We start from the raw sequence: 14,421 nt of genomic DNA, 5'->3' as shown, positions 1-14,421 counted from the left end.
TTTTATGTGTAAATGTAATATAATCTATTTTGAAGTAAAACAAAAAGAGCTTCAATATTGAAACTCTTTTATTTTATTAATCGACTTATAAATATCAATCCATATCGAACCTAACACCAATGGAGATGTTGTTCTGGTCTGCAACTTGGTCTTTAAAAATGGGTGACAAATCGTATTTTACATATAATGCCGTACTGCCAACAGCAATATAACTACTAATTCCGTACACCAAATTAGTGGTGTTTAAGCCGCCTTTTATTTTATCCTTTTGCCTGTTTCCGTCAACTGAATATTTTAATTTTTGGCGCGTTCCTATATTAAATCCTGCATATCCGCCAAGGCCAATTTTAAACTTATTACGTGTTGAATATCTAAAATAATCATCCTTTTCGATTTTTTTGGATGGGCCAAATTCAAAATGCACAGGAAACACTAAATTGGTTATGGATAACTTCGATTTTTTAAGGTTTTCAGGAAATACCTCCAACATGGTTTGGTTGCCTTGGCTAACAAAATATCGATTGTCGGTTGGCTTCAATCCGTTTATTTGAAACGAATAGCCATATTTGAAACGTAAAACATTCGAGTTTTTAAATACCCGGGTTTTCCACGCCCAACCTATTTCGAAAAACCGAGAGCCTCCAAATTTATACGGCGAATTATCCAGGTTATCGCCTTCAACAATGGCGTTGTTTAAACCAAAGGCCAGCACCAAATCGCTAGTGGTTCGCCTGTCGTATTTTCGATGTCTGTGGTTGTCGCTTCCCTTTGTACCAATAAATATAAATTCGTCATCGGTTTCGTCTCCCTTTCCAATTCTAAAAACAAATTGATCATCGGCTTCCTCTTCTTCATTGTTGTAAACAGCATCGTTTCGTTCTAAAAGTGAAATTTTATTATTGATAATCGCTATGCGGTTTTCAATATTCAAAGCATGTTTTTTAGCCGCTTCCTTTTTTAAATTTTCGGCTTCCTCAAAAGTAATCTCGTTTCCGTCCAATTGCTTGTTTATGGCTTCAACCTCGGCTTTTAAATACTCGCGTTCTTGGGTTTTAACCTTATCCTTTAAGGCTCTTAAAGTCTTTATTTGTTCATGATTATTGGTGTTTGAAATGCTGTCTTGCGCAGTGATTAAATGCACATTTAAACACAGCACCGCCAGTGCTAAATACTTTGTAATGGTTTGCATAACTGTTCGTTTTTTGCCCAAAGTGGGTATTGATTTATCGATTGAATTTTGATGATTTTTTTAGTCGTTACGTTGTGCCACGGCCGTTTTTACCGTAATAAAATTTTCTTTTAAAGCTTTAAAAACCTGATCTCTAAAAGATTGGTCGAGCTCGTCTTCAACATCTTGAAGCAGTGTCAAGGCATCAACTTTTTTTGTGCTTTCGTTATATAATCGTTTTAATTTGATTTCGTTTTGAGCTTCAATTAACAAGGCTTCAATTTCGTTTTCCGTAACCTGGTTTTTACCGTCTTTTAAGGTTTTTACCTGGGCTATGACTTCCTTAATTTTCTGTTCTTCGAGCGTTAACTTTTCAGAAATTATTTTGACTGGCTCAACATGGGTTTCTTTTGTGGTTTGAACATCTTTTTCTTCAACAATACGCGTTGTTTCTTTAATTAAATTAGGTTTGATTACAGTTGGTTTTTTTTGAATTTGATTGGACTGATTAGCTTCTTTTGATTTGATATCTTCTGAAATTTCTTCAATAGGCTCAACCTTTTCATTAGCTATTTTATCGGCGGTTATTGAGCCTGTCGAAATATCATCTTGTTTAACAAGTTCTGGTGTTACCACAATTTGCGGTGCAACATGCTCACCGGAATCATTCTTGAAAACTTGGGTAACCACCAATAACACACCTATAATACTTGCCGCAATGCCCAACCACCAAAACGCTTTGTTATTCCGTTTTTCTTCTTGATTTTCTAAGCGGTGAGATAATTTATTCCACGCATCGGCAGATGGTTTTATGGTTCTTTTTTCAAGTTTATCCTTAATCTTTTTTTCAAATTTATTTGCTGCCATAGCTTGTTGTTTTATTTAATTTTTTAATGCTTTCCTGAAGCTGTTTGCGTGCTTTAAACAGCTGCGATTTTGATGCGCCCTCGCTAATGTTTAGCATATTGGCAATTTCGTAATGCTTGTAACCTTCAATGGCATACATAACAAACACCTCTTTATAGCCATCGGGAAGGGCGTCTATAAGTTGCTGTATTTGGGCAACTTCAATGTCGGTTTTAATGTTGTTGGTGTAATCGTTTTTATGCTCAATAGCTTCAACCGGAAACTCCATGTTTTTTTTCTGTCGTAAAAACGAAATCGATTCCCGAATCATTATCCGCCGTATCCAACCCTCAAAACTGCCTTCATTTTTAAAATTTTTTAAATTTGAAAACACCTTGAAAAACCCGTTAAGCATCGCTTCTTCGGCATGTTGTATATCTTTTATGTAATACCTGCAAACGCTTAACATTTTTGGGGCATGCCACTCGAACAACACCTGTTGCGCTTCGCGATTGTTTTTAATCGCTCTTTTAATAAGCTCGGATTCGTTTTTATGGAGTTGAATGACTTTCAAAAAAAATGGATTTTATGTGGTCTTCTATTTATAAAGACGCAAATGTTGTGCTAAAGGTTGCCTGAAGCTAAAATTTATTTTAAAAGTAATTGAAAAGATTTGGTTTTTTATAGAAAATTGGGCTTATGTGAATTCGATTTTATTGAAAAAAAAAAAGAGCCTCTGCAAAAAGCAAAAGCCCTTTTAATTTAAAACCATAAGCCGGCACATAAGCGCGTTAGGGATTGCAGTGGAAATCCTTTTTAAAATTGGTTTGCAAAAACTTTGCTTTAATGCCCGTGTTAACAGGCAAACACATTGCTTGCTCCCTGAACAAACATTTTAAAAAGATTGTAGCGGAAAGCCCGACCCCTCTTGCCCTGAGCGGAGTCGAAGGGCGGGGTAACGCCCAACTTCTAGAAAACCACGAAGTTACGGGATTGCTAAAAACGGACTACCTTGTAAACAGCAGCTCCCGGTACTTGGTTAGTGGCCAAATCTCGTCGTCTACCAACAATTCCAGCTTATCGCAATGGTAACGAATGTCTTCGAACAGGGGCTTTACGTTAAAGCAATAGGCCTGCGCTTTCTTTTCGACATCTTGAATGGCATTGGCTTTTTTTCTTTCGTTAATCATTTTCGTAACATTGGCGTTGATGCTTTCTATATGATTTGAAATTTGCTCTATTAAATTGAGTTGCTCTTTGGAAACTTCCTTGAATTTTTCATCGAAAATTTCCTTGAGGCCTTTTACGTTTTCAATTAAGGTGTTTTGGTATCTCACCGCCGTTGGAACAATGTGGTTACGCGCTATATCGCCCAAAACCCGACCTTCAATTTGAATGTGCATAATATAGGCTTCAACCTCTATTTCGTAACGCGCTTTGGTTTCAATATTACTCATTACCTGCATTTCCTCAAACAGGGCCATACTATCTTTTGATATTTTAGCTTTTAGGGCATCGGGCGTGGTTTTATTATTGCTCAACCCTCTTTTTTCGGCTTCCTTTTCCCAAGCTTCGCTATAGCCATTGCCTTCGAACAAAATACGTTTTGAGGCTTTTATATATTCGCGCAACACATTAAAAATCGCTTCGTCTTTCTTTAAACCTTTTTCGTCGATTAGCTTATCGACTTCCACTTTAAAGTCTTTTAATTGCTTTGCAACTATGGTGTTTAAAACCGTCATGGGGTCGCCGCAATTAGCTGTTGAACCCACGGCTCTAAACTCGAATTTATTGCCCGTAAATGCAAATGGCGATGTGCGGTTTCTATCGGTATTGTCCAACAAAACATCCGGTATTTTACCAACTACATTTAATTTTAATTCGGTTTTTTCCTGAGGTGATAATTTGCCTTTGGTAACGCCTTCCAATTCTTCTAAAACCTTGGTTAATTGTTCGCCAATAAACACGGAAATAATGGCTGGAGGTGCTTCGTTGGCTCCCAATCTGTGGTCGTTGCTCGCCGAAGCAATGGTGGCCCGTAATAGTGCTTCGTGCTTGTTAACCGCTTTTATGGTATTTATAAAAAAGGTTAAAAATTGTAAATTACTCATGGGCGTTTTTCCCGGAGCCAATAAATTAACCCCCGTATCTGTGGACAGCGACCAGTTGTTGTGCTTACCCGAGCCATTGATGCCCGCAAATGGTTTTTCGTGTAATAGCACCTTAAAATTATGGCGCGATGCCACACGACCCATAATATCCATGAGCAACGAATTATGGTCGACTGCTAAATTGGCTTCCTCAAAAATTGGCGCCAATTCAAATTGGTTTGGGGCTACCTCGTTATGTCTCGTTTTTACCGGAATACCTAAAAGCATACATTCGGTTTCCAGCTCGCGCATATAGTTTAAAGCCCTGCTAGGAATAGAGCCAAAATAATGGTCGTCCAATTGTTGCCCTTTTGCTGCAGAGTGCCCCAATAATGTTCTGCCGGTTAATGCAATATCCGGACGGGTGGCCGCCAAGGTTTTATCGATTAAAAAATATTCTTGCTCCCAGCCTAAAGACGAGGTTACTTTTTTTACGTTTTTATCAAAATATTTACATACTGCGGTAGCTGCACCATCAACCGCTTGTAGCGCCCTTAATAGTGGGGTTTTATAATCTAAGGCCTCTCCCGTGTACGCCACAAAAATGGTAGGGATACAAAGGGTTGTGCCATAAATAAATGCCGGTGATGTAGGATCCCAAGCCGTATATCCACGAGCCTCGAAGGTATTTCGAATACCGCCACTTGGAAAACTTGAGGCATCCGGTTCTTGTTGCACCAATTGGCTACCTCCAAATTTTTCGATGGCCATTCCATCTCCAATGGTCTCAAAAAAAGCATCGTGCTTTTCGGCAGTTGTCCCGGTTAATGGCTGAAACCAATGGGTATAATGTGTAACGCCTTTTGATAACGCCCAATCTTTCATTGAAGAGGACACTTGGTCTGCTATAGCTCTATCAATTTTTTTACCATATTGAATGGCGTTCATCACTCCGGCAAAAGCATCTTTTGTCAAGTATTGGCGCATAGAATTTTCGTTAAACACATTCTTACCAAATATATCTGAGCGACGTTCTTTCTCTTCAACGGGTACAGGTTTGGCTGAAAGCGATTTTTTTATAGCGTGAAATCTTAAAGTTGACATTTCGTATAATTTTTAGATGTTACAACAAATTTATAGGTGCAAAAATAAACAGCAAAAACAATAAAAGTATAAAACACAAAAGTTTGTTATTAACAATTTTTAGATTTTAGCATAAAATTATGTTCATATTATAAAATAAACCCATAAAAAATAGGGGGTAAATAAAAATAAAGCCACTGTTAATTAAAATACCCCTATAAAACATACCGTGTTTCATAAAATTTTATATTTGTGTCATTATTTTAAATATTGTATTTATAAACTATTCATTATGGCAAAATCAAAATTAGAGTATATATGGCTAGATGGTCATGAACCAACACAAAACATGAGAAGCAAAACTAAAGTTGAAGAAGACTTTAGTGGTAAATTAGAAGATTGCGCAATTTGGTCTTTTGACGGCAGCTCGACCGAGCAAGCCTCTGGAGGCGCATCAGACTGTTTATTAAAACCCGTAGCTATTTATCCAGACCCGACAAGAAAAAACGGTTACTTAGTGATGGCTGAAGTTTTAAGTGCAGACGGAACACCACACCCTTCAAATGCAAGAGCTCAGATTGATGATGACAATGGTGATTTCTGGTTTGGTTTTGAGCAAGAGTATTTTTTAATGGATACCAAAACCGATTTACCTCTAGGGTTCCCACGTGGTGGTTTCCCTGGCCCACAAGGTAAATATTACTGTTCTGTTGGCGGACGCTACACTTGGGGTAGGGATTTTGTTGAAGAGCATGCCGATTTATGTATTGAAGCCGGATTAAACTTTGAGGGAATAAACCAAGAAGTTGCTCCGGGACAATGGGAATTCCAATTATTTGCAAAAGGCGCCAAAAAAGCCGGAGACGAAATTTGGATTGCCCGTTACCTATTAGACAGATTAACCGAAAAATATGGCTACTATATCGAATACCACCCAAAACCGGTAAAAGGCGATTGGAATGGTTCTGGTATGCACGCCAACTTTTCCAACACCACTTTAAGAACTTGTGGTTCTAAAGAAACTTACGAAAAAATATGTGAAGCCTTCAGGCCCGTTACAGATGAGCACATCGAAGTGTACGGTGAGTTTAACGATGAGCGTTTAACCGGATTGCACGAAACGGCACACGTTTCTGATTTCTCTTACGGCGTTTCAGATAGAGGCGCTTCCATCCGTATTCCTATAATCACGGTTGAAAAAGGCTGGAAAGGTTGGTTGGAAGACAGACGCCCTGCGTCAAACGGAGACCCTTATAAAATTGCGGGAAGAATTATTAAAACCGTTAAATCCGCAAAAATTTAATTCCTATAGATTAACATTTTTGTTCATAAAAAACGCCAACATTAATTTGTTGGCGTTTTTTATATAATGCATGTCATTTCGAGTGATTCTGATGTGTTTAAAAGAATTGTATCGAGAAGTTGGGCGTTACCCCGCCCTTCGACTCCGCTCAGGGCAAAAAGGGTCGGGCTTGTTTTCAGGGTTATGTTTTTAAATTGAAAGTTGCTTTTTTTTGGAGAGGTGAGTTTAACATTTCTCTTTACTTTGATGTTACTAAATTTAACAAGAGAAGAGAACTCGCCATTAATTATAAATGTTGTTGGCAATAGTATTTATTACTTCATTAATTGTTTCTAAACCAAAATCTCTTTTTGCTACCATTAATAAATTCTGTCGTAATTTTGGTGATAATTTAATATTTTTCTTGTCAAGAACAAGAGCTGCATAAAATGGGTATTCTTTTGATTTAAAAAATTTTATGTAATAATCTATTTCTTCAATTGAATAAAGCAAGAACGATTTCTCGGAATAAAAGTTTTTCTTAATAGATTCAGGGATTTTAATTTTATCAATACTATTACTGAAATCGTTTATTGAAAGTGGATTTGTTGATTCCTTTTCAGAATTGGCATTTAGAGTTTCAATATTCGGAATTGTTATTGAAAGTTGCTCTTTTTGTTCAATATATCTTTCATTTAGAAAAGATAAAATTTTATCAAGAGACTTTAACTGTTTCTCAAACCATTTTTCATTTACAAGTAGTGCATATTCTTCTTTACCATCAACTTTTAGTGCAAGAACATAATCATCTATAAATCCGTGTTTAAAAAGAAATGAGCCATCTTTTCGGTCAATTAAAAGCGAATTGTTTCCCAAATACTCCCAATTACCTTTCTCTATTTTTCCATCATTAGAAATTAATAATTGGTTGTCTTTTTCTCTAAAAATGAAAACACATTTTCTTGAGGAATCCTCATCTAAAATTACCCAATGCTTATGTAATAGAATGGTCAAATTATCTAATTTTTGACTAAATCTTTGAATCTTTGGAATTATATCAAGTATGTAGGTTTTCATTTTGTTATATTATTGTCAACGACATGATATAAAATCATTCAAAGCTTCAACTAAGCTCAGCACAGGTGCTTTATATCTAATGCTAAACGAAGTTAGTCAATTTTTCCGACAAAGCATTGTTCTACACAACATTGCCAAAGTGAATGTATCACAAACTAAAACTTGTCCTTGCTAAACACCAAAAACATAAATATACCGTAAGCAACTACCAAAACAAATCCTTTTATTCGGCTTATTTGCATGCGTTTTTTTATAAAAATCATGGGTAATAAAACAGCTGAAAAAGCAAGCATCCAAAAAATATCGCTAGTTAGTATTTGCGGCTCGGTCACAGGAATTGGCTTTATCATGGCCGTCAACCCCAAAACAGAGCCGATATTAAATATATTCGAGCCTATTAAATTACCCAACGAAATGGCTTTTTCCTGTTTTGCCGCTGCAATAACCGATGCAGCCAATTCCGGAACACTGGTACCTACCGCTATTAACGACACGCCTATTACTGCTTCGCTCACTCCAACCGCCGTGGCGATATCTTTTGCGCCAACAACCAACCATTCGCTACCAAAATACAACGCTGTGGCGCCTATTAGCAACCACAAACCGATTTTAAAATTGGAAACTACGGCTAGACTTTCGTCGACTTCTTCTATATTAATATCTTTTTTTGTACTTCGTATTAATACAAATAGAAACAAAAACAGCCCCACAAACAAAATGGCGCCTTCAAATGCCGTTAATACACTATCGTTTTTAAGAAAATAATACAAGGCCACCGAAAACAGCATCATCGCTGGCCAGTTGAGTTTATAAAATGATTTATCGACCGAAATAGCACCAACCATGGCCGTTATGCCCAATACCAAACCAATGTTTGCAATATTGGAACCCACCACATTGTTAATGGCTATGGCTGGCGAACCGGAAAGTGCCGCCTGCAAACTCACCAATAATTCCGGTGCCGAGGTTGCGAATGAAACCACCGTCATACCAATTACCATTTTAGAAATGCTAAACTTAAATGACAAAGCCACGGACGAGCGCACTAAAAACTCACCTCCTATTACCAATAAAATAAATCCAAGGACAACCCAAAGAATACTCATATTATATATTTTTTTGCGAAGATAAATGAAAGTTAAAAGTTAGAAGTTAAAAAGTTGAAAGTTTTTGTGAGACCAAATAATACAGCGGTATTTGCTTATGCCACAGCCTTGAAAACTTAAATTTTAGTTAAATAACTACAATTTTAGTTGTATAACTACAAAAATAGTTATACGTTTGTATTGCGTTAGGGATTGAACGGCATGTTTGAGCTCGCCGACGCAGGAGGAAGCGAGTAGTGAAAGCCCGACCACTTGCCCTGAGCGCAGTCGAAGGGTTGTGGTCACGCCCAAATATTAATAATTAAAAAAGATTTTCACCTTCGTGGAAATGAAATAACCTTTAATAATGCAAAAACTAACAAACAAAGAAGAAGAAATTATGCATATTTTATGGAGGCTTGAAAAGGCTTTTGTAAAAGATGTGCTTGCTGAAATTACAGACGACAAGCCGCATTACAACACGTTATCGACCATTATAAGAAATTTGGAAGACAAGGGTTTTGTGGCTTATAATGCCTACGGAAAAACCCACCAATACTACCCTATTGTTACTAAAGAGGATTACAAAAAACGGTTTATGACGGCGGCCATTGATAATTATTTTAACAACTCGTATAAAAATATGGTATCGTTTTTTGCCAAAGAGGAAAAGATAAGCGTGGACGAGCTTAAGGAGATTATCGCATTAATTGAAAAACAAAAATAACCATGGAATATTTACTTAAAGCCAGTACGGTTATTGCCATTTTTTACCTGTGCTACAAACTGTTTTTACAGCGCGACACTTTTTTTCAGTCCAATCGTTGGTTTTTGCTTATCGGGCTAATTACCGCTTTTGCACTGCCTTATGTGGTGATTCCTATTTATATTGAGTACACGCCAATGCCCATTCAGAATTTTGAAGTTACCGATGCTTCAGCTATAGCTGAAACGACCGAAGCCCCTTTTAATATTTGGCATTATGCACTTGTTGTTTATGCAATTGGTGTTGCTCTATTTTCCCTGCGATTTTTGGTGCAATTGGGCTCGTTGGCCTTACTTATTTTAAACAATAAAAAGCAGCGACAAAACGGATTTACATTTATTGAAACCCAAAACGAAACCCAGCCTTTTTCGTTTTTTAGATGGATTGTTTTTAACCCAAATCAGTTTGACAATACGGAGTTACAACATATTATCGCCCATGAAAAAGTGCATGTAAAACAATACCATTCTATCGACATTTTAATATCGCAACTCGCTGCTATTGTGTTTTGGTTTAACCCAATTACTTGGTTTTACAAAAAAGATTTACAGCAAAACCTGGAGTTTATTGCCGATTACAAAGCGCAAAAGCAATCGAGCTGCAAAAAAAGCTATCAGCATTTATTGTTAAAAACAAGTGTGCCTCATCAGCACATCGCCATCACCAATAATTTTTACAGTTCATTAATCAAAAAACGAATCGTTATGTTACACAAATCAAAATCGAAAAAAATCAATCTTTTAAAATATGCCTTGGTTCTGCCTTTTCTCGCCCTGTTTTTAATGGGGTTTAATACGGAGGAGGTTTATGTTGAAAAGGTTTTGGATAATGATAGCTCAACTAAAATTACAAACAAAGTAGAACAGCAGGAAATCACAAAAGAGAATGATAAAATAAAAATAATTTTTAGAAAAAATCTGTCTGACAAAGATTTAAACAAGATTGAGAAAAAGCTACAGAGTATGGGTGTTGTTTTTACATATTCAGAATTAAAACGAAATGCAAAAGGAGAAATTACAAAAATTATAACGAAATTTGAAACTGAAGGTGGTAGTTGTACTTATAATAGCGATCAGTCACCAATCGAACCTTTTTATTATTTTAAACACGAAGAAACTTGTGGAGTTGGAGGTATTGAACACATAAAAACAGTTAATGATGAATTTGATTTTAATAACTCCAAAACCTTGGATTTTGGCAGTAGCAAAAACTCACATAATTCTAAAACGAAACTCAAGCGAACTACTGCAAAACAAAACCCTAACACTCAAAAAATCAAACCTTTTAACGTAACCATTACCAAAAATTTTACAGATAAAGATTTTGAAAATGCCATAAAAAGAGGAAAAGAAAAGGGTGTGACTTTAAAATTCAGTAAAATAAAGCGAAACTCAAAAAATGAAATTATTGCAATTTATGCTGAATTTAAAACCAAAAATGGCTCTGGCAATTATAGCTTAAATGGCGACAAACCCATAAAACCTTTTGCTTACAGGCAAAATAGTGAAGGGTTTGGTTTTGGCACTGAAATAAAAACCAAATACGTTATCTCTAAATCAGGTAAAGTGATAGACACTTTACACTCCAATAACAAAAACAGTTATGCATTCATAACTTCTGATTTTGTACATGTTTTTAAAGACAAAAAAGCGATTATAGCTGATAGCATTCATTTTAATAAAAATGATGGCAAAAAAGGACAATATGCTATTGTTGAAAGCCATAGTAATGTTGAAGATATTTCTGATGATGACGATAAAAATGTCGAGGTTATTATTGAAAACGATGGGAAGAATGAAGATGAAGATGTTATTATTTTAAAAAGTGGAGAATCTAAAGGCAAATCATATAAAATTAAAACTTTTGGCAAAAGTAATGGCAATGGTAAAATCCAAATTTCCACTGACAGTGATAAAGAACCATTGTATATTTTGGACGGTAAGAAAATTAGAAAAAACAAATTTGACGCCATTGATCCAAACGATATTGAAAGCATAACGGTACTTAAAGGCGAATCGGCCATTGAAAAATATGGTAAAAAAGCTAAAGATGGTGTGGTAGAAATTACGTCCAAAAAGAAAAACTAAATCTACCTAAACAGATTAACTAAAAGGCACTCTAAAAAGAGTGTCTTTTTTTGTGCCAAAAAATCAAATAAAAGATGAAATGGCCAAATAACATCCTTTTTTTAACCAAAAGTGCCTTGGTTTTTATAAATCACTCAAAAACACCCCTACAATTATTACAAATTACAACAATTAACATCGTTTAAAATTACATTTTAAAACTATCTTAAAGAGCGTCACATAAATACTGAAACATAAATCGTCTTTTTACTTACAAACCTATATTCAAATTCACAGATTTACCCAAAAACATTTGGTGGATATATTCCAAAAAATATATCTTAAAAAAACATTGATAAAATAACACCATTTACTAACCTTTAAAACCCTATAATTATGATAACTCTTGCTAAAATTATGATTGATATTATCTTGGTTATAATTTCAATTATATAACACAAAAAAAAAGTAAAACTTAGTCTAGAATAAGTTTTACTATTTTTACCTTTTAATAAGGGTTTTACAAATGAAAAAGCAAGTATTCAAATTTTTGGCAAAGGTTAACAAAATAGTCTTACCAAGCTACTCGAAACGACAACTGGATTTAGCAAAAGCCACGAAACTACAAATGGCCATAATAGGCTGGCGCGTTTACGTTACAAAACAAGCTTTGGATTGATTTATTCTACAAAAAACCTTACGGTGCAGTAGCTTTATAAAGGGTTGCGTTTGTTTGTGCAGCTATACTATACGCACAATTGGCTTCTAAAAACACCGAATCGCCCTTACCGATATGCAACACTTTTTCGCCACTTGAAATTGTAGATTCGCCTTCAATAACGATTAAAATTTGTGCCGTTTTTGATGTCGCTTGATAGCTTTCCGATCGTTTTAAATCTATTTTACTCAATTCAAAATCTGGTGCCGGCGTTTTATAAATGCGCTCAATGCCATCGGCTTGCAAGGTTCCTTGCATCACATTTGGTTTGGTTTCCTCAAAAGCCACATGTTTTAACAACTCGGGCACATCAACGTGTTTTGGCGTTAAGCCACCACGTAAAACATTATCGGAATTTGCCATAAGCTCCATATTTTGTCCTTCGAGATAGGCATGCGGAATTCCGGCATCCTGAAAAACAGCTTCACCTTTATTGGTTTTAACAATATTGAAAAAGTAGATGGAATAAATGCCTTTATCCAAAACATCTGTATCTGGTGCCGTATCCACAGCTTTGGCCGCCCAATAATCGGGACTTGATTTATCCAAATTTCCTTGCGAATACAATGGCATAATCCGATTTACCAAGGGTTTTAAAATGCGGTTGCTGTCTTCAGCAGATTGCTCCATCACTTTTTTATACAAACCAAAATAACCTGAATCTGTAAAAACAGGTAACAAATCGACAAATTCCGGAGTAGTTTTCAATCTTTCAATTAATTCATTCTTAGGCAAAAATCCGTGTAGCAACCAAAACTCGCTAAGCGCCACCATAATTTCCGGCTTGTGGTTATCGTCTTTGTAATTTCTGTGAGGCGCAGTTAACGGAATGCCCAATTCATTTTCACGTTTAAATCCTTTTTCGGCTTCTATTTTGGTGGGATGCACTTGAATGGACAACATATCCTTTACATCTAACACTTTAAAAAGAAAAGGTAACCGCCCAAAGCTTTCAGCAATTTCAGCCCCTAAACTTTCATTGGGGTTTGAGGCTATATGGCTATCCAAATTCCGGCTACCAGCAGCAGTTGTTATTACAGAAGGTGCATTGGCGTGAGCACCCAACCAATATTCGGCACATTTTTCGGTATTGCTTTTTATTCCTAATAATTGAGGAATATATGCAGTTCCGCCCCATGCGTAATGTTGAATTTTTCCTTTAAGCGCAAATAATTTCGACATCCTTATTTAGTAAATGATTAATAACACACAAATTTAAACTAAACGGCGCAAAAGGGGAAATAAAATGTATTGTAAAGCACAAGAGGCTGCCTTAAAATCTAGTTCCATACCATATTTAGCTTGTCGAAGTATTATTTTATTCGTTGCGAGTATCCTTTACAAATAGGTTTTGAAAACAAAAAGGGACAAATAAAATGGTGAGCACGCTCATTTTTAATTGTCCCTTTTGTATTTATTCGTGACCATGGCAGGATTCAAACCTGCAACCTCTTGAGCCGTAATCAAGTGCGCTATTCAGTTGCGCCACATGGCCTTTTTTGTGGATGCAAATATACATTTTTTATTAAAACCCCACCAAACTTTTATTTCAAATTTCAAAATGGTTATTTTTGAGCATGTCTAAAGAATTATTACAACAAAACTTCAACCACCTTTTAGATGATAATCTTATTAAAAAAATCTATCAATTTGGTGTATTTAAAACGTTTAAAAAGCAAGATATTGTTATCGATATCGACCAAACCTTAAAACACATTCCGCTTTTGTTAAGTGGTAGTATAAAAATACTTAGGGAAGATAACGATGGAAACGATTTGCTTATTTACTTTTTGGAAACCGGAGAAACCTGCACCATGTCGCTAACATGCTGTATGGGCAGCTCAAAAAGTAAAGTGAGAGCGGTTGCCGAAAAAGATTCAAGCTTAGTCATGATACCGGTTGCGTTTATGCAAAAATGGTTTCATGACAACGAAAGTTGGCGGAATTTCATTTTAGAAAGCTACCAATCACGGTTTAGCGAAATGCTTGAAACCATTGACGATCTTGCTTTTATGAAAATGAACGAGCGTTTGTACAAGTATTTAATCCATAAAACAAAGATGGACAACTCAAAAACCATCATTGTAAAACATTTGGATATTGCTGAAGATTTACACACATCTCGTGTGGTTATTTCGCGTTTGCTAAAGCAACTTGAGAACGAAAACAAAATTAAATTGAGCCGGAATAAAATCGAAGTTTTATAAATCAAAACACCCCTTAATCAAGATTAAATTTTG

The 14,421-nt window shown here is 35.8% G+C and carries 12 protein-coding genes and 1 tRNA gene; 5 read left to right on the top strand and 8 right to left on the bottom strand.

The features are described from left to right. Positions 1-94: 94 nt before the first annotated feature. The 4 genes from RNZ47_RS13160 to RNZ47_RS13145 form a co-directional block, all read right to left on the bottom strand. On the bottom strand, positions 95-1,189 hold the full coding sequence (locus RNZ47_RS13160) for a hypothetical protein (RefSeq protein WP_311940919.1): 1,095 nt from the start codon (positions 1,187-1,189) through the stop codon (positions 95-97). Between the two features lie 60 nt (positions 1,190-1,249). Further along, positions 1,250-2,035, bottom strand: coding sequence for a hypothetical protein (locus RNZ47_RS13155; RefSeq protein ID WP_311940916.1), 786 nt, complete (start codon positions 2,033-2,035; stop codon positions 1,250-1,252). After that, complete coding sequence (locus RNZ47_RS13150) at positions 2,022-2,588, bottom strand: RNA polymerase sigma factor (protein ID WP_311940913.1); 567 nt, start codon at positions 2,586-2,588, stop codon at positions 2,022-2,024. Before RNZ47_RS13150 ends, RNZ47_RS13155 begins: the two co-directional genes overlap by 14 nt. 433 nt (positions 2,589-3,021) lie before the next feature. Next, the gene (locus RNZ47_RS13145; RefSeq protein WP_311940911.1) at positions 3,022-5,208 is read right to left on the bottom strand and encodes a glutamine synthetase III family protein; all 2,187 of its coding nucleotides are present in this window, start codon (positions 5,206-5,208) and stop codon (positions 3,022-3,024) included. A gap of 271 nt (positions 5,209-5,479) precedes the next feature. On the opposite strand from RNZ47_RS13145, the gene RNZ47_RS13140 reads away from it, so the two are divergent. After that, a complete protein-coding gene (locus RNZ47_RS13140) occupies positions 5,480-6,490 on the top strand; it encodes a glutamine synthetase beta-grasp domain-containing protein (protein WP_311940908.1) in 1,011 nt (336 codons plus the stop codon). A gap of 282 nt (positions 6,491-6,772) precedes the next feature. On the opposite strand, the gene RNZ47_RS13135 is transcribed toward RNZ47_RS13140, so the two are convergent. Together RNZ47_RS13135 and RNZ47_RS13130 are read right to left on the bottom strand one after the other, a co-directional pair. After that, on the bottom strand, positions 6,773-7,546 hold the full coding sequence (locus RNZ47_RS13135) for a hypothetical protein (RefSeq protein WP_311940905.1): 774 nt from the start codon (positions 7,544-7,546) through the stop codon (positions 6,773-6,775). A 155-nt stretch (positions 7,547-7,701) separates the two neighbouring features. Beyond that, the gene (locus RNZ47_RS13130) at positions 7,702-8,652 is read right to left on the bottom strand and encodes a calcium/sodium antiporter (protein ID WP_311940902.1); all 951 of its coding nucleotides are present in this window, start codon (positions 8,650-8,652) and stop codon (positions 7,702-7,704) included. A gap of 346 nt (positions 8,653-8,998) precedes the next feature. Between RNZ47_RS13130 and RNZ47_RS13125 the strand changes: the two genes are divergently transcribed. The 3 genes from RNZ47_RS13125 (at position 8,999) to RNZ47_RS13115 (ending at position 12,142) form a co-directional block, all read left to right on the top strand. Then, on the top strand, positions 8,999-9,358 hold the full coding sequence (locus RNZ47_RS13125; RefSeq protein WP_311940898.1) for a BlaI/MecI/CopY family transcriptional regulator: 360 nt from the start codon (positions 8,999-9,001) through the stop codon (positions 9,356-9,358). 2 nt (positions 9,359-9,360) lie between these two features. Then, the gene (locus RNZ47_RS13120; protein ID WP_311940895.1) at positions 9,361-11,484 is read left to right on the top strand and encodes a M56 family metallopeptidase; all 2,124 of its coding nucleotides are present in this window, start codon (positions 9,361-9,363) and stop codon (positions 11,482-11,484) included. 505 nt (positions 11,485-11,989) lie between these two features. Next, positions 11,990-12,142, top strand: a complete 153-nt coding sequence (locus tag RNZ47_RS13115) for an SsrA-binding protein (protein WP_311940892.1) — start codon at positions 11,990-11,992, stop codon at positions 12,140-12,142. A gap of 18 nt (positions 12,143-12,160) precedes the next feature. Here the strand turns inward: RNZ47_RS13115 and manA are convergent, their stop codons facing one another. Together manA and RNZ47_RS13105 are read right to left on the bottom strand one after the other, a co-directional pair. Next, a complete protein-coding gene (manA, locus tag RNZ47_RS13110) occupies positions 12,161-13,363 on the bottom strand; it encodes a mannose-6-phosphate isomerase, class I (protein WP_311940888.1) in 1,203 nt (400 codons plus the stop codon). 239 nt (positions 13,364-13,602) lie between these two features. Then, positions 13,603-13,676 (bottom strand) — tRNA-Arg (locus tag RNZ47_RS13105). Between the two features lie 82 nt (positions 13,677-13,758). Here RNZ47_RS13105 and RNZ47_RS13100 point away from each other — a divergent pair. Beyond that, positions 13,759-14,388 (top strand): Crp/Fnr family transcriptional regulator, encoded by a 630-nt coding sequence (locus tag RNZ47_RS13100; RefSeq protein WP_311940884.1) that lies wholly within the window; start codon positions 13,759-13,761, stop codon positions 14,386-14,388. Positions 14,389-14,421: the final 33 nt, after the last annotated feature.

This window comes from Hwangdonia seohaensis (assembly GCF_031932625.1).
GTDB lineage: Bacteria > Bacteroidota > Bacteroidia > Flavobacteriales > Flavobacteriaceae > Hwangdonia > Hwangdonia seohaensis.
Note: the sequence above shows the minus strand (reverse complement) of the source record. Positions and strands in the feature narration are given on the sequence as shown.